General features: G+C 48.1%; 19 protein-coding genes. 10 read left to right on the top strand and 9 right to left on the bottom strand.

Annotated features, from left to right (window positions below; all coding sequences use genetic code 11):
- Positions 1 to 11 precede the first annotated feature (11 nt).
- Positions 12 to 455 (bottom strand): pyruvoyl-dependent arginine decarboxylase, encoded by a 444-nt coding sequence (locus QFX30_RS03830; RefSeq protein ID WP_300488494.1) that lies wholly within the window; start codon positions 453 to 455, stop codon positions 12 to 14.
- A 137-nt stretch (positions 456 to 592) separates the two neighbouring features.
- Between QFX30_RS03830 and eif5A the strand changes: the two genes are divergently transcribed.
- The 4 genes from eif5A to ade all read left to right on the top strand — a co-directional run bounded on the left by eif5A (position 593) and on the right by ade (position 4,890).
- The gene (eif5A, locus tag QFX30_RS03835; protein ID WP_300488497.1) at positions 593 to 985 is read left to right on the top strand and encodes a translation initiation factor IF-5A; all 393 of its coding nucleotides are present in this window, start codon (positions 593 to 595) and stop codon (positions 983 to 985) included.
- Positions 986 to 1,033: 48 nt separating this feature from the next.
- Positions 1,034 to 1,897 (top strand): agmatinase, encoded by an 864-nt coding sequence (speB, locus tag QFX30_RS03840; RefSeq protein ID WP_300488500.1) that lies wholly within the window; start codon positions 1,034 to 1,036, stop codon positions 1,895 to 1,897.
- A gap of 99 nt (positions 1,898 to 1,996) precedes the next feature.
- Complete coding sequence (locus QFX30_RS03845; protein ID WP_300488503.1) at positions 1,997 to 3,229, top strand: TIGR00300 family protein; 1,233 nt, start codon at positions 1,997 to 1,999, stop codon at positions 3,227 to 3,229.
- Positions 3,230 to 3,276: 47 nt separating this feature from the next.
- The gene (ade, locus tag QFX30_RS03850) at positions 3,277 to 4,890 is read left to right on the top strand and encodes an adenine deaminase (protein ID WP_300488506.1); all 1,614 of its coding nucleotides are present in this window, start codon (positions 3,277 to 3,279) and stop codon (positions 4,888 to 4,890) included.
- A gap of 65 nt (positions 4,891 to 4,955) precedes the next feature.
- Here ade and QFX30_RS03855 read toward each other — a convergent pair whose 3' ends face one another.
- A complete protein-coding gene (locus QFX30_RS03855; RefSeq protein WP_300488509.1) occupies positions 4,956 to 5,552 on the bottom strand; it encodes a DUF447 domain-containing protein in 597 nt (198 codons plus the stop codon).
- 89 nt (positions 5,553 to 5,641) lie between these two features.
- Positions 5,642 to 6,103 carry a DUF2124 family protein gene (locus QFX30_RS03860; RefSeq protein WP_300488512.1) on the bottom strand — a complete coding sequence of 154 codons (462 nt, stop codon included), beginning with the start codon at positions 6,101 to 6,103 and terminating at the stop codon, positions 5,642 to 5,644.
- A gap of 82 nt (positions 6,104 to 6,185) precedes the next feature.
- On the opposite strand from QFX30_RS03860, the gene QFX30_RS03865 reads away from it, so the two are divergent.
- Positions 6,186 to 6,743: a thiamine-phosphate synthase family protein gene (locus QFX30_RS03865; RefSeq protein WP_300488515.1), complete on the top strand. Its 558-nt coding sequence runs from the start codon at positions 6,186 to 6,188 to the stop codon at positions 6,741 to 6,743.
- A 1-nt stretch (position 6,744) separates the two neighbouring features.
- Positions 6,745 to 7,749: an SIS domain-containing protein gene (locus QFX30_RS03870; RefSeq protein ID WP_300488518.1), complete on the top strand. Its 1,005-nt coding sequence runs from the start codon at positions 6,745 to 6,747 to the stop codon at positions 7,747 to 7,749.
- Between the two features lie 79 nt (positions 7,750 to 7,828).
- Here QFX30_RS03870 and QFX30_RS03875 read toward each other — a convergent pair whose 3' ends face one another.
- From QFX30_RS03875 to QFX30_RS03890, 4 genes are read right to left on the bottom strand one after another with little or no spacing between them, the layout of a single operon-like run.
- Entirely contained in the window at positions 7,829 to 8,296 is a 468-nt protein-coding gene (locus tag QFX30_RS03875; protein WP_300488521.1) for an Hsp20/alpha crystallin family protein, read from the bottom strand.
- Positions 8,259 to 9,269 (bottom strand): NOG1 family protein, encoded by a 1,011-nt coding sequence (locus QFX30_RS03880; protein WP_300488524.1) that lies wholly within the window; start codon positions 9,267 to 9,269, stop codon positions 8,259 to 8,261. The genes QFX30_RS03875 and QFX30_RS03880 overlap by 38 nt, the downstream gene beginning before the upstream one ends.
- A gap of 60 nt (positions 9,270 to 9,329) precedes the next feature.
- A complete protein-coding gene (locus QFX30_RS03885; protein WP_300488527.1) occupies positions 9,330 to 9,908 on the bottom strand; it encodes a TIGR00296 family protein in 579 nt (192 codons plus the stop codon).
- Complete coding sequence (locus QFX30_RS03890) at positions 9,905 to 11,269, bottom strand: TldD/PmbA family protein (RefSeq protein ID WP_300488530.1); 1,365 nt, start codon at positions 11,267 to 11,269, stop codon at positions 9,905 to 9,907. Before QFX30_RS03890 ends, QFX30_RS03885 begins: the two co-directional genes overlap by 4 nt.
- Positions 11,270 to 11,489: 220 nt before the next feature.
- Between QFX30_RS03890 and QFX30_RS03895 the strand changes: the two genes are divergently transcribed.
- The 4 genes from QFX30_RS03895 to QFX30_RS03910 all read left to right on the top strand — a co-directional run bounded on the left by QFX30_RS03895 (position 11,490) and on the right by QFX30_RS03910 (position 15,560).
- Positions 11,490 to 13,037, top strand: a complete 1,548-nt coding sequence (locus tag QFX30_RS03895; protein ID WP_300488533.1) for a homocysteine biosynthesis protein — start codon at positions 11,490 to 11,492, stop codon at positions 13,035 to 13,037.
- Entirely contained in the window at positions 13,034 to 13,420 is a 387-nt protein-coding gene (locus tag QFX30_RS03900; protein ID WP_300488537.1) for a 4Fe-4S binding protein, read from the top strand. Before QFX30_RS03895 ends, QFX30_RS03900 begins: the two co-directional genes overlap by 4 nt.
- A gap of 41 nt (positions 13,421 to 13,461) precedes the next feature.
- Positions 13,462 to 14,640, top strand: coding sequence for a GMC family oxidoreductase (locus QFX30_RS03905; RefSeq protein WP_300488540.1), 1,179 nt, complete (start codon positions 13,462 to 13,464; stop codon positions 14,638 to 14,640).
- Between the two features lie 128 nt (positions 14,641 to 14,768).
- Positions 14,769 to 15,560, top strand: coding sequence for a succinylglutamate desuccinylase/aspartoacylase family protein (locus QFX30_RS03910; protein ID WP_300488542.1), 792 nt, complete (start codon positions 14,769 to 14,771; stop codon positions 15,558 to 15,560).
- Positions 15,561 to 15,802: 242 nt separating this feature from the next.
- Here QFX30_RS03910 and QFX30_RS03915 read toward each other — a convergent pair whose 3' ends face one another.
- On the bottom strand, positions 15,803 to 17,473 hold the full coding sequence (locus QFX30_RS03915; protein ID WP_300488545.1) for a pseudomurein-binding repeat-containing protein: 1,671 nt from the start codon (positions 17,471 to 17,473) through the stop codon (positions 15,803 to 15,805).
- A gap of 9 nt (positions 17,474 to 17,482) precedes the next feature.
- A complete protein-coding gene (pyrI, locus tag QFX30_RS03920) occupies positions 17,483 to 17,947 on the bottom strand; it encodes an aspartate carbamoyltransferase regulatory subunit (protein WP_013296057.1) in 465 nt (154 codons plus the stop codon).
- Positions 17,948 to 17,954: the final 7 nt, after the last annotated feature.

Consider the following 17,954-nt stretch of genomic DNA (forward strand, 5'->3'; position numbering starts at 1 on the left):
CCTTCTCGAGTTCAATCAAGGTAGATGAGCGCTGATACAGCAGCCCCACACTCTTCAACAACATGATTTGTTTCTTCTACTATTAATTCATTTATTTCAAGTCCCCTCACAGACATCATGTATCTGACCATCGAGATAGCCTCTTCCCTCACATCCTCAGGTTTTCTGTTAACTGCAGAGTTCTCAACGACACATCCGAACTCATCTGAAGTTGCAGCTGCTATGGCGGCGGATATGAGGTCACCGGGGGTATCTGATATTTTATAGGAGAGCACACAGTTCATCATGGACCCGGGTTCAAGGGTTGGAAGTTCAACTATTTTCGTGCCACGGGGGAGTATGCTTGAGACCTTTATGAGGTTCACGTCACCTATTCCAGCTTCAAGGAGTGCATTGTCAAAGGCATTGAGCCTGGTGGGTCCTTCAGAGCTACCTGATGTTATAGCAACCTTCATTTCAATCACTTCTTATCAGATTCAATTCAATCACATAATTCGGAGGTACTGATTCCTATAAAGCTTTTATATATGTGCACCAGATTAATAGATATACATCTGTCTCATATCACTCATTCTAACAGGAGGTAAAATTAATGTCAAAGAAAGTGGTTGAAGTTAAGACACTTAAGGTTGGAAAGTACGTGATCATTGATGGTGAGCCATCAAAGATTACAAATATCTCAACATCATCTCCGGGCAAGCATGGATCAGCAAAGGCCCGTGTTGAGGCTGTTGGGATCTTTGACAATCAGAAGAGGAGCTTTGTTAAGCCAGTTGACGCAAAGGTTGACATACCTATAATCGACAAGAGGACGGCTCAGGTCCTTGCGATAATGGGTGGAGACGTCCAGCTGATGGACCTCGAAACCTATGAGACCTTTGAAACACCCATACCTGATGAACTGAGCGACCAGCTGGTTGAGGGTGTTGAGGTAGAATACATAGAGGCCCTCGGTCAGAGGAAACTCATGAGGACCAAGGGATAATCCCACAAACTCCTTTTTACAATATGATAAAATCAGGTTTTTGATCTGATGCTTTTACATACAGAAGACCCCCTAAAATTTGCTTTTTCAACAACGGACCCTGAGCGGATACCTGAACTTTCATTTGGAATACTGGGTGTCCCCTTTGATTCCACAACCACATATGTTCCAGGGGCACGCTTCGGCCCCCTGGCGGTGAGGGAGGCATCCTACAGTTTCGAATCATACAACCTCAGGTTTTCAGGAGAGCCAGGCGTTAAATGCTTCGACTTCGGTGACGTGGATGTTGTGCCTGGTAATTTCCAGAGGACAGCGGAGTTCATAGGTGACTCCATACGTGGGGTTCTGGACCTGGGCCTCAAACCCATCACCCTGGGCGGTGAGCACACAGTTACACTCCCTGTGGTCGAGGAACTCACATGCCATGGTAAAGCGCCTGTGGTTATTCACCTCGATGCACATATGGATATGGCGGATCGCTATGCAGGCGAGAGGTACTCCCATGCAACCGTCATGAGGCGCGTTCATGAACTGGGGGCAGAGGTCATACAGATCGGAGTCCGGTCGGCATCAGCAGATGAGGCTGAATTTGTAGGAGAGAACGGTATAAGGTGCATAATGGCCCATGAGGTAATGAAGAACCCTGGGGTTGTATCCGAAGCCCTCAGGGATATCAGGGACCCTGTATATATTTCAGTTGACATTGATGTACTTGACCCGGCATATGCACCAGCCGTTGGTAATCCCACACCCTGCGGTCTCACGCCATGGGTTCTTGAGGACATAGCTGAACTTCTCTCCAGGAAGGATGTGATTGGTTTTGATGTGGTGGAGGTTGCATCCACCGGCTTTGGGGATCAGACATCTGTGAATGCGGCCAAGATAATCTACGACCTTCTGACACTTTTATAATTCTTTAAAGCATCTAAAAGACCGGATTCCTTTCTGATCCCAGCAGATTTTATATACTTTGTTGGCCAACCATTTAATTATCAACCGGTGGTGTTAATCATGAATACTCGAGAGGTGGAACTCAGGGGTCACATAATTGACAGTCTCATACTCCCCAGGGCCCTTGATATAATAATGGATATGGGCGGGGATTTCCAGATACTTGAAATCGAAATAGGAAAGAGAAAATCTGATCCAAGCCATGCAAGGATACTGGTGGAGGCTGAGACACCATCACTCCTCAACCAGATCCTGGATGAACTCAGTGAGATAGGGGCATCCATAGCAGAGATAAGGGAGGTTGAACTGAAGAGGGCCCCTATGGACAGGGTGCTACCTGATGACTTCTACTCCACAACCAACCATCAGACCTTCATTTACCATGGAGGTGAATGGCTGGAGGTCGAGGGGATAGAGATGGACTGCATGATAGTTGTTGACCCTGAGGCAAAAACTGCCCGGTGCAAACCCATCAGGGACATAAAGAAGGGGGACCTGGTTGTTGTTGGAAGGGAGGGCATAAAGGTCATCCCACCCGAAAGACCAAGGGGAAAGCAGGGAGTATTTGAATTCATGGGTAGCGACGTTTCAAGTGAAAAGCCCCTTGTGACCACCATAAAGAAGATAGCCTCTGAGATAACCTATATTAAAAGGAGGGGGGGTAAGATAGGCCTTGTTGGAGGGCCTGCAATTGTGCATACAGGTTCCGCACCTATGATTGCAGAGATGATACGGCTTGGTTTTATAGATGTGCTCTTTGCAGGTAATGCCCTCGCTACACATGATATAGAGTCAGCCCTGTACGGCACATCACTTGGGGTTAACCTTGAGAGGGGCGAGGCCGTGAGCAGGGGCCACAGGCATCACATTAACGCCATAAATGAGATAAACCGTGCCGGTTCAATAAGGGATGCGGTGGAAAAGGGAGTTCTCACTTCAGGGATAATGTATGAGTGCATAAAAAATGATGTGCCATTTGTCCTTGCAGGTTCAATAAGGGATGATGGACCGCTTCCTGATGTAATAACGGATGTCATGGAGGCACAGAATGAGATGAGGAAGTACGTCCAGGATCTTGACATGGTCCTAATGGTAGCCACCATGCTCCACTCAATAGCCACTGGTAACATACTTCCATCACGTGTAAAGACAATATGCGTTGATATAAACCCGGCGACAGTAACGAAGCTCTCTGATAGGGGCAGTTCACAGGCTGTGAGCGTGGTTACAGATGTTGGTGCATTCATACCGATACTCCTCCATGAACTCAAAAAGATGAACGACCTGGATTAGATGACTGAAAACTTCCTCAACGCTAAGATGAATACCTGGAGGATTAAATGATAAGGGGAAACATCCTTAACGTCTTCACGGGGGATATATACCCTGCAGAGGTTGAAGTTTCTGGTGGTTTGATAAAATGTGTCCGGAGGGTGGAGGGGAACTTCACCGATATAATCCTTCCGGGTTTTGTGGATGCCCATGTCCATATCGAAAGCTCAATGCTCACACCGTCATCCTTTGCAGCCGCTGCAATCCCCCATGGCACCACTGCTGTTGTTTCTGATCCACACGAGATAGCCAATGTTATGGGTGTTGAGGGTGTTGAGTTCATGCTGGAGGATGCAACAAGCGCACCCCTAAAATTTTATTTCACAGCACCATCCTGCGTACCTGCAACGCCCTTTGAGACATCAGGCGCAGAGCTATCGGCCATGGAGATAGAGGATATCCTTTCAAGGGAATCTGTGGTGGCACTGGGCGAAATGATGAACTTTCCGGGTGTTATAGCAGGTGATGTGGAGGTAATGGATAAGATAGCTGCTGCAAAGAAACTCAATAAGCCGGTGGATGGCCACGCACCCCTTCTATCAGGTGATGAACTGTGTGCATACATAGGGGCCGGTATATCCACAGAACATGAATGTGTGAGTCCCGCCGAGGCCCTTGAGAAGAGGGGACTTGGAATGAAGATAATGGCACGTGAGGGTTCCAGCGCAAGGAACCTCAGGGACCTTGCAGCTGTCGACTGTGACTTCCTGGTATCAGATGATATCCACCCAGCAGACCTCCTGGAGGGTCACATGGACAGGATACTCCGAAGGGCTGTTGAATACGGTGTTGACCCCGTTAAGGCCGTGCAGATGGTCACTGTGAACCCTGCAGATCACTACAAGCTCAATACAGGGGCCCTGGCACCTGGACGGGCAGCTGACATGGTGGTGGTTGATAACCTAAGGGACTTCAATGTTAAGAGGGTCTACATTGATGGAAGGATCGTTGCAGAGAATGGAAGATACCTGGGAGCCCCTAAAACCAGTCGCAGGAGAATGAACCGCCTTGAAATCGTTAATTTCACTGCAGAGGATCTTGAGGTGAAATCAGATGATGACGAGGTCACTGTCAGAGTCATCAATGTATTTGATGGCCAGATAGTGACAAGGGAGTTACAGAAAAGACTTGGGGTAAATGGTGGTTTTGTAGCCCCCGACCCATCCTCGGATATACTTAAAGTATCGGTTATAGATCGTTATGGTAAGGGAAACATCTCCAATGGATTCGTTCATGGATTCGGACTTAAGGAAGGGGCCATTGCCTCAACTGTGGCCCACGACTCACACAACGTCATAACAGTGGGCCTGGATTCAGGTCTCATGAAGAGGGCGGTCGATATACTCAAAAAAACAGGAGGGGGCCTTGTGGCTGTTTCAGATGATGATCAAAGGACCCTTGAACTACCAGTTGCAGGTTTAATGTCAGATGGAAATGCAGTGGAGGTGGCATCCAGGATGGAGGACCTCAACGATTTTGTGTGTGAACTTGGTTGCACTCTGAGCGCGCCATTCATGACGATGTCATTCCTTTCACTTCTTGTTATCCCCGAATTGAAAATAGGTGATAGGGGACTTTTTAGTGTGGATGAATTCCAGTTCGTGGATGTGATCGTTGGGTGATGATTGTTGGGGTTTTTATTGTGTTGATGATTGTCTTTTTTGTCCAGGATGTATTCAGCGGGTGATCACTTAAACCCCTTCGATTTAAGGGCCCTTATTATCCTTTTCATGGCCTCCCTTTCACGGGGTCCCCCAACCTTTCTTGCAACCCTGTTCATTTCACGAATTCGAACCATGAGGTCGTGGGAGTCCATGAAGCCGGAGCGGGTGTAATATATGAGTGACTCTATAACAGCGTATATTCCCCTGTTGAGGACGATCCTGAAATCTTCACCCCTGAAAATCTCAGGGGTTCTGGCATTCACGATGCGGATTTCTGTTTCACCGTACCGGTCGGTCCTCACCACCTTCTTAACGGAGTCAACCTCTGCGGTGAAGAATGCATCAGCCCCCTGAAGGTGAAGGTATCCCCTCTGGGATGAGAACATCTCATCAGCGACTTCACCAAGGGTGGCCTCGGTGAAGATGAGGGGATCCAGGGTCACGTTCACCGTGAATTTTCTGTTTCTGAGTATATTATCAAGTGTGTGGGTTCCAGAATACAGGTAGAGGGTCACACTCCGCTCACCGGTGCAGAGAACCCCGATGGGGGCAGCGTTCCCCCTCCTCATTGATTCATCCCATGTTACAACTATGGTCTCATAGAGCTGGCCGGGGACCATATCTAAAGCCGTCAGAGTGGATTCTTGTGTGTACCCTTTGCCCTCGGATGCACCATTATCTTCATTTTTTTTATTCAAATCGATAGATATCACCTTCTGAGGACGAAACCCTCTATATCTGCGTTTATGACACAATCAAAGTCTAGGAGGTCATACCATCCGGCCCTTGCAAACATGTCCATGTAGCATATTCCCATGAGCCTCCCGCCCTCAAGAAGGGCCTCATCGGTGAGCCTTTTAACATCCTCAATGTCTGAACCTATACCTGGCATTGAGAGCCCTCCCAGCAGTACAAGGACATCAACCTTTTCTGATTTCATTTCACCAAGCTCAACGCCGTAATCTGTTAATTCCAGTGTTCTTGCCCTTTCAAAGTCCGTGTTGGGTATGAATATGTTGTCCTTGTCCCTTGAGGCGTATGCAAATAGCTGGGCAAAGGGCGTGCAGACCCCGGGTACGCCTGCAAAGCCTATCCTATCAGCGTCCTTAACAGCCTCCCGGAATACCCTGAGATGTTCCTTTATACCCCTGAATTCCTTCACCTTCTCCATACTGACACCTCAAAAACTTATAGTTATAAATTAATGGTCTCCCTATAACTATTTTACTGGAATATTCCCTTTGAGTGATATCATGGAAATAGAGAACGTTAAGATGGCCCTTGAGATGCTATCATCCTCTGAGTGCTTCGGGATTCTCATACCCGAGGTGAGGTCCAACCTTGTAATGGCACGGGAAAACCCCCGTGGCATCGAAGATGTTGTGGCGGTACCTGGCAGAATCACAGAGTTCCGTGGGAGGGCCTTCGCATGCAGGGAACCTGAATTCGGGGCATCATCCCACATGGCCCGTTTCATAATAGCCCTCAACAGGCACTTTCCCTGGAAGAGAAGCGCACTTAATATTAAATTTGATGAAAGTATAATTAATATCTGTGAGGACCATGGAATGGTGGTCTCATCCTATGATCGTAGCCGGGAACCCCGAGTGTTGAGGGAGGTCGAGGGTGGCACCATACCCTGGGGTGTTGAGGAGGCCATAAGGAATTCGGAATCACCCCCTGATGTCATATACCACAGGGGCGCATGGGGCAAGGAGCCAATGGTCGTACTCACCGGGGAGGACGCAGTTGAAGTTGCAGAGACAGCCCTTAAAATAGCAGAGGATTATAAAAAACTTTTGGGGAGATGAAATGAAGTACAGGATGTATACAGAACTCATGGAACAGCCAGGATCACTTAAAATGACCCTTAAGGCTGAGGGGGACATGATGTCCAGGATATCAGGTGAGATTGCTGAGTGCAGGCGCATATACCTTGTTGGATGTGGAAGTTCACTATCCACATGCTATAGTGCAAGGGATGCAGTTTTAATGAACTATGATCTTAACATTGATGTCATGACCGGCTATGAATTCTACTACCACAGAAAGATTGAGGGAAAGAACTCTGTGGTTATATTCACGTCCCAGTCTGGGGAGACAGCGGATACCCTTGCGGCACTTAGAAGGGCCACTGAAATTGGACTTAAAACCGTGACGATTACAAATGAACCTGAAAGTACCATGGCATCTGAGTCCCAGAGAACCATAATAACCCGCTGTGGCAGAGAGGAGGCCATACTTGGTACCAAGACCTACATGACACAGCTCCTGGCACTCTACAGGATACTGTTTGGCATTCACACCGATGAGGTATCTAAGGGGGTGCTTTCAGAACTCGAGGAGCTACCTGATGAGATTGGGAGGCTCCTGAGGGACACCGAGGATGACTGCAGGGGTCTTGCAGAGGAGTATGCAGGGGAGGATGTATTCTACTGTATGGGTAGCGGCCCAAACTATGGACTGGCATACAAGCTTGCCATGACCATGCTAATGGAGGGGGCCCTGAAACATGCCTGTCCCCTGTATTCCGGCGAATTCAGGCATGGACTCATTGAGAGGGTGGAGAAGGGGGTGCCTGTGATATTCCTTGAGTCAGGCTTCCCGGGTGATGAACTTACAGAGAGGGCTTTGAGGTTCTGTGAGAGTCTTGGAGCACTGAATATAGTATTCAGGATGTCTGATTACTCTGACCTCAATTCACTGCTTTCACCATTTGTGCTTGCAGTTCCCCTTGAGTGGTTCGTATACTACCTTGCCCACTTCAATGGTGAGGATCCTGGAAGCACCAGGCATATTGGTAAGGTCAGATACTAATGATTATTCTTTCTTTAAAGTAATCTGATCTGCTTTTAGCTAGCGGCAAAATCAGTCCAACAAAAAAATAGTAGGTGGTTCATTCCACCTTGAGGACCTGTTTCTTTTTGATCTCCACCTTTGGAAGCTCAACTGTAAGGACACCATTTTCAAATTTGGCCTTGGCCTCTTCGACCTTTATCTTTTCAGGGAGCCTCATCTCCCTTCTTGCCTCACCATACTTCCTTTCTTTTTTGACGAAATTGGCCTCCTTGACCTCAATCTCCTCTTCAAAGACTGCAGATATGGATATGGTATTTTCTGTGAGTTCTATGTTTATATCTTCTTTTTTAACACCGGGAAGGTCCGTCTTTATGATTATTTTGTCATCTGTTTCTATGACGTCCATGTTCAGCTTTTCAGGTATGTTCTCGGTGTACTCTGATATCTTCTTCTCGAACTCCTTCTGCATCTCCCTCATGTTCTTTATCATATCTTCCATCATCTTCTCGGCCATCAGCCTTCTCTTCTCAAACATTGTTATGGGTTTTTCCAGTTTCTTTTTCATATAAACCCTCCAGTTTTTTTACTATCTCGGAGACCCCTCTGCCCTGAAATGCAGACACCATCAGTGGTTCCTCAACCATATTAATATATTCTTCTAGATACTTAACATTTTCTGCAAGGTCCATCTTATTGAAAACAGTGATAATGGGTATTTCAAAGATAGCCTTTATGCCAAGATAAAGATTGTACTGGCTTTCGAGCGTGTATCCACAGCTTTCCGAGGCATCGAATATGAAGAGTATGACATCGGCTATGTTCTCAAGGGCAACCATGGCCTGGAGTTCAATGTTGTTCATATCCTCAACCGGCCGGTCAAGGAGACCTGGAGTATCTATCACCTGTATTTTCTTCCATTTACGTTCAAGGTGCCCTATCTGTATACCCTTGGTGGTGAAGGGGTAATCAGCAACCTCTGGTTCTGCACCTGTCAGTGTCCTGAGGAGTGTGGATTTCCCCACATTTGGGAAGCCCGCTATAACAACCGTGAATGCATCGAAGTCCACGGTGGGCATGTTCCTGAGTCTGTTCTTTGCAAAGTCAAGGAAGTCAAGATCCCCTTCAATTCTTCTCACAACTGATGATATCCTACCGAAGGCCTCCCTTCTCAGATTGGATGCATCTGATGGCTTTGAACGTTTTATTTTCTTCATGTAATCGGATTCAAGCTGATTGAGTATTCTAACAGCCCAGTTAAGGGCGCCAAGAGCCTTTTTGAGGTCGTCCACACCCACTGTTACATCGATGTAGTCCTGATAGAATTCTGGCAGCGACTCTATATCGGGTATGCGCTGGATGATCATCTTTAGACGGTCCCTTATAACCTGGCATGCTGTCTGGATGCGTGTGGATTCAATGATCTTGGCCTTCTTCTGTCCTGGGATCTTTGAACTCCTCTTGAGAGATGCGGCTTTTCTGGCCCTCCTGAATCCCTTATCAAGGAGTTCATCTGCTGTGGGAACTGTTGGTATTATCATGAAAATCACTCTTCTATTATAACTTTATGTGCGGTAAACCTCAAGGCATGTTTCTGGATTTTATCTGTAGTCCCTTTCACTGAATATCTGGGCCTGGAACCTGTAAACCTTTGTTTGGGGGTCATAGAAGCAGTCAGGTGGGAGTCCTGCCTTCATGCAGGTGTTGCAGAGGAACTCCTCAGCATCCCATCCCCACTCTGTTGCAACCTGTGGCAGGAGAAGGCCCCTGGCCCATCCCCTCTCAATGATGAGGCCATCAACACCAACCCTTATCCTCTGGGGATACTCAGAAGGATTCTCAACCCTGATGGGGGTGGGTGGTGTGAGGACGCTGACCTCAACCTCTATCTCATCAAGTTCCTCAGGCTCAACAGGCGGGAACCTTGGGTCACGGGTGGCTGCGGATATGGCGGCGTCGATGAGGGCATCTATGAGGGGTCTTACCGGTTCAGGGTAACCTATGCATCCCCTGAGCTCACCATTCTTCTCCAGTGTAACGAATACTCCTCTGTTCTCCCTGAATTTATCAGGAAGATCCGATGGTAATCTGAATGTTTCGGAGCCCCGCAGGTGCTCCTCAATAACACTCCTTGCAATTTCAATAAGCAGTTTTCCCTCCTCTCTTGATATGGATTTCATGTTCCACCAACCATTGCATTCAGTATCCTCACATGGGGCCCCCCATCACCCACAGGGACGCTCTGTCCGGATTTGCCGCAGAAGCCGATACCAAGTTTGAAGTCTGACCCAACACCATCAACGTTCATGAGGGTCTCAAGAACGTTCCCTGAGAGTGAAACGTCCCTGAGGGGCTCACATATCTCACCATCCCTTATCCTGAATGATTCAGCCGCATTGAACTGGAATATCCCCTTACCTGTATCAACCTGGCCTCCCCTTGAACCCCGAAGGTAGATTCCATCACGCACATCCTCAAGGAGTTCATCAAATGATAGGTCCCCTGGTTCAAGGAATGTGTTGCTCATCCTGACAATGGGCTGATCCCCTATGGCCGAACGTGCGTTTCCTGATGGTTCAAGTCCAAGCTTGAAGGCTGTTTCCCTGGAATTCAGGAGTGATCTGAGAGTGCCGTCCTCCACAAGAACGGTTCTTGATGCCTCCACACCCTCTGCATCGTAGCTGTAGCTACCAAAACCATCAATGGTGGGATCATCGACTATGGTCACAGCCTCTGAGGCGATCCTATCACCGAGCCTGCCCTCAAGGATTGAGTCACCCTGAAGTATGAGGTCAGCCTCTGCGGCATGCCCTAGGGCCTCATGTATGAAGACACCTGTGAGTTCAGGGTCTGTTATTACATGGAAGCTTCCTGATGGGGGTGAATCTGCTGATAGGAGCCTCACCGCCTTCTCACCTGTCCTGCGCCCGAATTCTTCGATGTCCTCCCTTTCAAGTATCTCAAATCCTCCTGTGCCACCGCAGCTACCATGGCCAAACTGGATGCTGGTACCGTCTGATGCAACAGCATTGAGGAACAGGGCAACCTTTGAATCGTTCATCTCTATGCAGGATCCCTCAGTATTGAGGAAAACGGTTGAAATCTCCATATCAACGTAGCTCACGGTGGTGCTCACGACCCCATCAACCGATGCCGCATGGTGGGCCTCAAATACAAGCTCCCGTTTCTCATCTGCTGGAACATCTGAGGGGGCCCTTGATGATTTAACGGTTGTCTTATCGTTTTGGGGCTGCAGTGAACCAACCTCGACATCACCCCTGAGGGATTCTGCCATCTTTACAGCATTGATGGCCATCCCCTCCAGCTCTTCTGGTTTATCGGTGAAGGCGAATCCCCATGAACCATTTTTAAGCACCCTTATCCTGAACCCTGCAGCCTCTCCTGACTTGACCTCCTGTACATTGCCGTCCTTGAGTATAATTGAACCTGAAGAGGAGGTCCCTGCCCTTATATCTGCGTATTCTACCTTTTCAGCTATACCACTGATTATCCTCTCTAGATGATCCATATCTACATCCATTTCCCATCAGCCTTCAAGAAGTTTCTTTAGGTTTATCTGTAAGTGGAGCCTTATGATTCTTTTGCATGTTTAGTTGAATGGTATCATCAGGGTTTAAAATGCTATTGTAGGTGGGCAAATGTTTAGATGGTTTGATTCAGTGGTTTAGATAAATTATTTAAATAAACACCCATATACCAACTAATCAGTTCATTTTACAGATAGCACCGGATGTGATATATTGAAAACAATTGAGGAAATAAACCAGAAGATCAGGGATGGGGATGCTGTCGTCGTAACCGCAGCTGAGATGACAGAAATTGTGGCTGAAAACGGACCAGAAGCTGCTGCAAGGGAAGTTGATGTTGTTACAACCGGTACATTTGGTGCTATGTGTTCATCAGGCGCTTTCATCAATTTCGGTCACTCTGATCCTCCAATAAAGATGTCGAAAACGTACCTGAATGGTGTGGAGGCATATTCCGGACTTGCAGCTGTGGATGCCTATATAGGGGCAACACAGCCAAACAGGGACCCTGAGATAGGCCTCAGCTATGGAGGTTCACATGTTATAGAGGACCTCATAAGGGGAAAGGAGATAGAACTGGTTGCAGAGGCCTACGGTACCGACTGCTACCCATTAAAGAGCGTGGAGACCTTAATAAGTCTTGATACGATAAATCAGGCGGTAATGGTGAACCCCAGAAACTGCTACCAGAACTATGCGGTTGCCGTCAATTCAACCCAGGAGACCCTCTACACATACATGGGAACACTCCTCCCAAATTATGGTAATGTGACATATTCAAGTGCAGGGGAACTGAGCCCCCTCCTCAACGACCCATATTTCCAGACGATAGGTGTGGGCACAAAGATATTCCTCTGCGGTGCAGAGGGCTATATAATCGGGGAGGGTACACAGCACTCAACAGATGTGGATAGAAAGAATGGTGTTCCTGTTTCAGCTGCAGGGACCCTCATGGTCAGGGGTGATATGAAGGAGATGGACCCTGAATACGTGAGAGGGGCGACCATGCCAAGGTACGGCCCCACACTCTATGTTGGGGCGGGGATACCCATACCAGTACTCGATGAGGATATAGCAGCGGCAACAGGAATATCAGATGAGGAAATAGTCTGCAGGGTGATAGACTACGGTGTTCCAAGAAGATCAAGACCAGTTATCATGGAAACAAATTATAAGGAGCTGAGATCAGGTAAAATTGAAATAAATGGTGTTGAGGTCCCGACATCTCCACTTTCATCACTTAAAAAGGCGAGGGAGATTGCAGAGGAACTGAAATCATGGATTGAAATGGGAGATTTCCTCCTCACAGAGCCGGTGAAACCCCTACCATCAAGGGGGCATTCCACAAGGCCACTGGAAATAAGGAGACCCTCAATAATGGTGAGGGAACTCGAGAGCAAACCCGTCATAATGACCCATGAGGATGACGACCTCAGGGAGGTGGCAAGGAAGATGGTTGACAATAACATAAACCATATACCTGTTGTTGACAGCCAGGGTATCCTCAGGGGTATTGTGACATCATGGGACATCGCAGATGCAGTTGCAAGGGGCAAGAAAAGCCTGAAGGATGTGATGACCCGTAGAGTAATCGTAGCACGGGAAAATGAACCAGTTGACGTTGTTGCAAGACGTATAGATAAATATAACATATCTGGTTTACCGATAGTGGATGAGGAAAACCGGGTGAAGGGCATAATCACGGCAGAGGATATTTCAAGGCTGATAGGAAAACTGGAGAATAGGGGAGAGTCAATATGAAGGCCTGGCTTAAATTCTCACCGAATATCGTTAACAAATCCATAATCTCAGAGGCAATAAAGAGGTACGACATTGACTTCAACATACTCCGTGCCAACATCACCCCCCGTGGGGGTAAGATGCTCGTTGAGATAAGCGGTCCGGAGGAGAGGAAGGGAATAGAGTTCATAGAGGAAGCTGGAATTGAGGTTCACCCTGCAATGAGGGTGGTAAAGAAGGACAGGGAGAAGTGCGTGGACTGCGGGGCCTGCGTATCTCTCTGTCCTGTAAGCGCAATATGCATCGAGGACGACTGGGAGATCAGGATTGACGACCAGAAGTGCATAGGATGCAGTTTCTGTGTGAACTCATGCCCTACAAGGGCCATAATGCTATTTGAATGAAACCAGATCCGGTTTTCAGATCCTGAAGAACAGGTGAATTGATGGTTCTCATAGTCGGTTCAGGGGCCTCAGGGGCAACCCTTGCAAGGGAACTTGCAGTGGGAGGATTTGATGTTACCGTAATAGAAAGGGGCCCCTACGTTCAGGATGGGGATGCATTTCTGTGCTACGATGAGAGTTCAGATGACCCTGACATCCTCAAAACAAGCTGCGTTGGCGGATCGACGCTGGTGGCAGCAGGTAACGCCGTAAGGGTCCTTGAGGACACGCTGAAGGATTATGGTGTTGATATAACAGATGATCTTGATGCAATTGAAAGGGAACTTGATGTGGTGGAACTCCCTGATACACACATCGGGAGGGGGACCGCACTCCTCATGGATGCGGCAGAGTCCCTCGGGCTTGAAATAAGGAGGATGCCAAAGTTCATAAGGGCCGAAAAATGCAGACCATGCGGTAAATGCTCCTTTGGCTGCCCCAGGAGTGCCAAGTGGTCTGCAAGGGAATTCATGGATGAGGCAATTGAACATGGCGCTGTACTGGTTGAGGAGACAGAGGCAAGGGATCTGATTCTGGAGGGGGGGAAGGTCAGGGGTATTGAAACCTCAGCAGGCAGTTTCCATGATGAAACCGTTGTCCTGGCAGCAGGGGCAGTTGAAACCCCCAGGATCCTCATGAGGGCAGGTATTGATGCAGGGAGAAAGTTCTTCATGGACACCTTCGTTACGGTGGGGGGCATATTTGATGGGATCGGGTTCTGTGATGAGGTCCAGATGAATGCACTCATTGAAATGGACGGCTTCATACTCTCACCCCACTTCTCAACCCTCCTCTTTCCTGAGAGGGATAGGGTTGACGTCCTGGGGCTCATGGTCAAGATAAGGGATGAGGCCTGCGGCCGTGTGGAGGCTGATAGGGTTGTGAAGCACCACACCCAGAGGGATGTGAGGTATCTCGCTGAGGGCGCTGCCCTTGCAGGGGCGATTTTATCTGAGGCAGGGGTAAGGGCGGATACCCTACGATCCACACGCCCCCGTGGAGCCCACCCTGGGGGTACAGCGGCCATAGGGGATGTTGTGGATGAGAATCTTGAAACATCCATTCAGGGCCTCTTTGTGGCCGATGCCAGTGTTCTGCCTGAGGCACCAGGGGCACCGCCGATCCTCACCCTCATGGCACTTGCAAGGCGCCTCGCAAGGCACTTTGCATCTTATTTATAACTTTTAGCTTTTTTAACCAGTTCACAATTTTTATTTTTGGGACGTTAAGGAAGACAAATTTATTAAGTTTTTTCGGAACCAAAAACCAATATATGATGCTGAATATATGATAGGGAAGGTGAGGATTTATGAGAAAAGCACCGTTGAAATTTCTAACCATTCTTGTTACAGTCGCATTCCTCCTTTCATCTGTGCCCGTGGTTTCAGCACTCAAAACCGAGATCATCTATACAGGTACAGGGGGAGATGTATCAAAGAACTATTACATCAGGAACTACTCTCCCCGCACACCTGTAACATCAGAGGTTTTTCAGGCTGCAAAAAAGGGCACTCCAATGTTCACATTTGGAAATGGTAGCAGGAAGGTTATAATAGTTGCAGGTGTCCATGGAAATGAACTTCCAGCTTCAATTGCCGCTGTTAAACTCATAAATTATCTTGCAGGTAAAAGGATAAACGGGACGGTCTACGTTGTACCGTTCCTCATACCATCGTCCACTGCCCGGAGTTCCAGGTACTGGAATGGTAAGAACCCCAACAGCATTGCAAATGTTAGGGGCACACCATCCAACAGGATAGTTCAGCTGGCTGCTTCAAGGGGTGTGAGTGCCGTGGGGGACTTCCACTCAACAAGGCCCGGTGGAGTGCCAGGGAAAACATCGATTCTCTGCACAAGGATACCAACCTATGAGAGCTACAGGATGGCATCATATATGAGCCGCTACAGTGGATCAGCCCTCATACCATCACAGGTGGCAGGTAAGGATTATCCAGGAGCCCTTGAGGATGTCTGCAACCTTGCAGGTATCCCTGCAGTTACAGCGGAGGTCAGGTCCCCCCATGGTTCAGTTGCATCAGGGAGTGTTACAAAATCCTACACCCAGATGATAGCCTTCCTTAAGTACAACAGCATCATCTGAATGAGGTCACCATACCTAGGGAAGATAATTTGGGTGTTCAATGGCCTCTTAACAGAGGTAATTTTATTGTGGAACTCCCCAGAGCCGAAGTTATAGGTATAGAGGCATCTGCTGTGGGGGAATAATCTGTTCCTTCCTTTTTTGGAACATTATCCATATCCGTTATTTTTTGCAGAAAAAGCATATTAAATTAAAAGAGCCAAAAAGGGTATTTTAAATTAAAAAAGATGTTTTTGGCACATCTATGTTATGAGGTCCTTTATGAACTGGACCACAGTGTCAATGAGGCTCTCGCCCACCTTAACAGATGATGGGAACACCATCTTGCTCTTATCTGTGTGGTTCTGGATTATCTGTGCAAACATCAGTGTGTACTCGTCCCTTCCAAGCTTCTTATCACCCACTGAAACATAGGATGGAAGCCTCCTGTTGGTCTTTGCGAATTCATAGACCCTCCTTGCAGCATCACGGTACTCAGACCTTGTGAGTGTCCCAGTGTAGGTGTTGCTTGATGAACTGGCGTCTGATATTGCAGTTGTGTTCTTTCTGATGGGAAGCCCTGCTATGTACTGGGATGCAAGGTAGACCCACTCCTCCCGGGCCATTTCGGTTGTATTACCACTGACTATGCGGCGGGCATCTGCTGAAAGAGTGGTTGGATCGATCTCATGCCTTGCGATGTAAACTGATGAATTCACGGTCCTCATGTGCTCGCCATCTGCAGAGTAGGCGTAGTCGATGAGATTCATTGCTGTGAAGTGGACCTGCTGGCTCTGGGGTAAAACCTTTGGTTCCAGGAGGAGAATACCTGCACTCCTGAGGTACTCTGAGGGTTTACTGATACCTGCAAAGTAGACATTTGAGAAGTTATCATCCCAGGCCCTTGACAGGTAACTGGTCTTCTCAAGGTTGAGGCTACCGTAGTTCACATAGGCCACGCCGTCGAGCCTGGATGCGTATGATCTGAGGTAACCTGATTTTATTCCTGAGATGGTACTGTACATCGTCCCGGGACATGCAGCCGCTATGTAAACGGCAAGAGAGCCTGGGGGGGCATTCTTAATGGCACGGTCGGCTTCCCCGGGGGCAGGTGACCTTTCATCTATTATAACCCTGGCTGACCCTGCTATCTCTGCCTTTATGGATTCCATTAGTGTTCTTCCATTAACACCATTCAGCCTGTCTGAACTCATGTATATGGTCTCCGGCGTACCTGAGGCGTAGCGGTTCATTATAACGGATGTGGTTGGATAACCTGATGACCAGAGAACCGTTCCATTGACTCTAACTGATGTGGATGTGGAGAATACGCCTGATCTCCATAGTGTCATCGCCACTGGGAGAAGCGACCTGGGTGCCATAACCCTTGGTCCTGATTTTGGCTGAAGGGCGCTCAGTGTGGCTGAATCACTGCCATACCAAACCCTCTGGTAGGGTATGCCAAGGCCCTTCAGTGATGATGAGGGTATGGATGATGCAGGGGCGCATATGATTATCTTCTTGGGCTTCAAACGTTTTATTTCGGTTCTGGTGGATGATGGCAGCGTTTTTCCACTTATAAGGAGGGGTGCATCATTTTTTATTGCAGCATAGGCTGCTGAGATATCTGACCCGGTTCCAAGTACAACCACGTTGCTCCTGGTCCAGTAACGTGCAAGTGAGGATGTCCTTGCAGGGATACGGGTTCCGTTAACCTTAATGTCACCAACAACAACAGTGTCCATCCCCTTAACATACTTGAGGACGGACTTCTCTGGAGTGTAACTGCTCACCACAAGCCCGCTTTTTGTATGTGCCGCTGCAGGTGCCGTTATAATGGCATGGGATGAATCGGTTACAAAAACAGCACCGGCTGCAGGCGATACAAGAAACAGGAACATGATGACCAGTGCAGATACCTTAATCTCTCTCATGGAATCACCCTAAAACTGGGATTCTATCTCCTCGGTCTCAATGAGGCGCTCACAGTAATAGCATCGCAGCATCACAGGTTCCTTTGATATGACATAGAACCTGTTCTCAACGCCCTCATCGCTGTTTGTGATGCAGTTGGGGTTGGGGCACCTCAGGATGCCCCTAACCTCATCCAGAAGCCTCACCTTGGCCTTTTCAACAATCTTGTAATCCCTTATGATGTTTATGGTGGCCCGCGGGGCTATCAGGGCTATCTGATCCACCTCTGATGACTCAAGTTCCCTGTTCTCTATCTTAACAATGTCCTTGGAGCCAAGCTGGGATGAATCCATGTTCATGGCAACCGTCACCTTGCTCCTTCCATCAGGTAATCCAAGGATGTTGAGTACATTGAGGGCCCTGTTGGCGGTTATATGGTCTATAACCGTCCCGTTCTTTATCGGCTTGACCCGCAGTTCAAAGGGTTTCTTCATCTCATAC

Origin of the sequence: Methanothermobacter sp. (genome assembly GCF_030055435.1) — an archaeon.
Taxonomy (GTDB): Archaea; Methanobacteriota; Methanobacteria; order Methanobacteriales; family Methanothermobacteraceae; genus Methanothermobacter.

Excerpts from the sequence above, each read along its gene's own strand:
- QFX30_RS03830 (WP_300488494.1), bottom strand. The coding sequence starts at position 455 with ATGAAGGTTGCTATAACATCAGGTAGCTCTGAAGGACCCACCAGGCTC.
- eif5A (WP_300488497.1), top strand. The coding sequence starts at position 593 with ATGTCAAAGAAAGTGGTTGAAGTTAAGACACTTAAGGTTGGAAAGTAC.
- speB (WP_300488500.1), top strand. The coding sequence starts at position 1,034 with ATGCTTTTACATACAGAAGACCCCCTAAAATTTGCTTTTTCAACAACG.
- QFX30_RS03845 (WP_300488503.1), top strand. The coding sequence starts at position 1,997 with ATGAATACTCGAGAGGTGGAACTCAGGGGTCACATAATTGACAGTCTC.
- ade (WP_300488506.1), top strand. The coding sequence starts at position 3,277 with ATGATAAGGGGAAACATCCTTAACGTCTTCACGGGGGATATATACCCT.
- QFX30_RS03855 (WP_300488509.1), bottom strand. The coding sequence starts at position 5,552 with ATGGTCCCCGGCCAGCTCTATGAGACCATAGTTGTAACATGGGATGAA.
- QFX30_RS03860 (WP_300488512.1), bottom strand. The coding sequence starts at position 6,103 with ATGGAGAAGGTGAAGGAATTCAGGGGTATAAAGGAACATCTCAGGGTA.
- QFX30_RS03865 (WP_300488515.1), top strand. The coding sequence starts at position 6,186 with ATGGAAATAGAGAACGTTAAGATGGCCCTTGAGATGCTATCATCCTCT.
- QFX30_RS03870 (WP_300488518.1), top strand. The coding sequence starts at position 6,745 with ATGAAGTACAGGATGTATACAGAACTCATGGAACAGCCAGGATCACTT.
- QFX30_RS03875 (WP_300488521.1), bottom strand. The coding sequence starts at position 8,296 with ATGAAAAAGAAACTGGAAAAACCCATAACAATGTTTGAGAAGAGAAGG.
- QFX30_RS03880 (WP_300488524.1), bottom strand. The coding sequence starts at position 9,269 with ATGATAATACCAACAGTTCCCACAGCAGATGAACTCCTTGATAAGGGA.
- QFX30_RS03885 (WP_300488527.1), bottom strand. The coding sequence starts at position 9,908 with ATGAAATCCATATCAAGAGAGGAGGGAAAACTGCTTATTGAAATTGCA.
- QFX30_RS03890 (WP_300488530.1), bottom strand. The coding sequence starts at position 11,269 with ATGGATGTAGATATGGATCATCTAGAGAGGATAATCAGTGGTATAGCT.
- QFX30_RS03900 (WP_300488537.1), top strand. The coding sequence starts at position 13,034 with ATGAAGGCCTGGCTTAAATTCTCACCGAATATCGTTAACAAATCCATA.
- QFX30_RS03905 (WP_300488540.1), top strand. The coding sequence starts at position 13,462 with ATGGTTCTCATAGTCGGTTCAGGGGCCTCAGGGGCAACCCTTGCAAGG.
- QFX30_RS03910 (WP_300488542.1), top strand. The coding sequence starts at position 14,769 with ATGAGAAAAGCACCGTTGAAATTTCTAACCATTCTTGTTACAGTCGCA.
- QFX30_RS03915 (WP_300488545.1), bottom strand. The coding sequence starts at position 17,473 with ATGAGAGAGATTAAGGTATCTGCACTGGTCATCATGTTCCTGTTTCTT.
- pyrI (WP_013296057.1), bottom strand. The coding sequence starts at position 17,947 with ATGAAGAAACCCTTTGAACTGCGGGTCAAGCCGATAAAGAACGGGACG.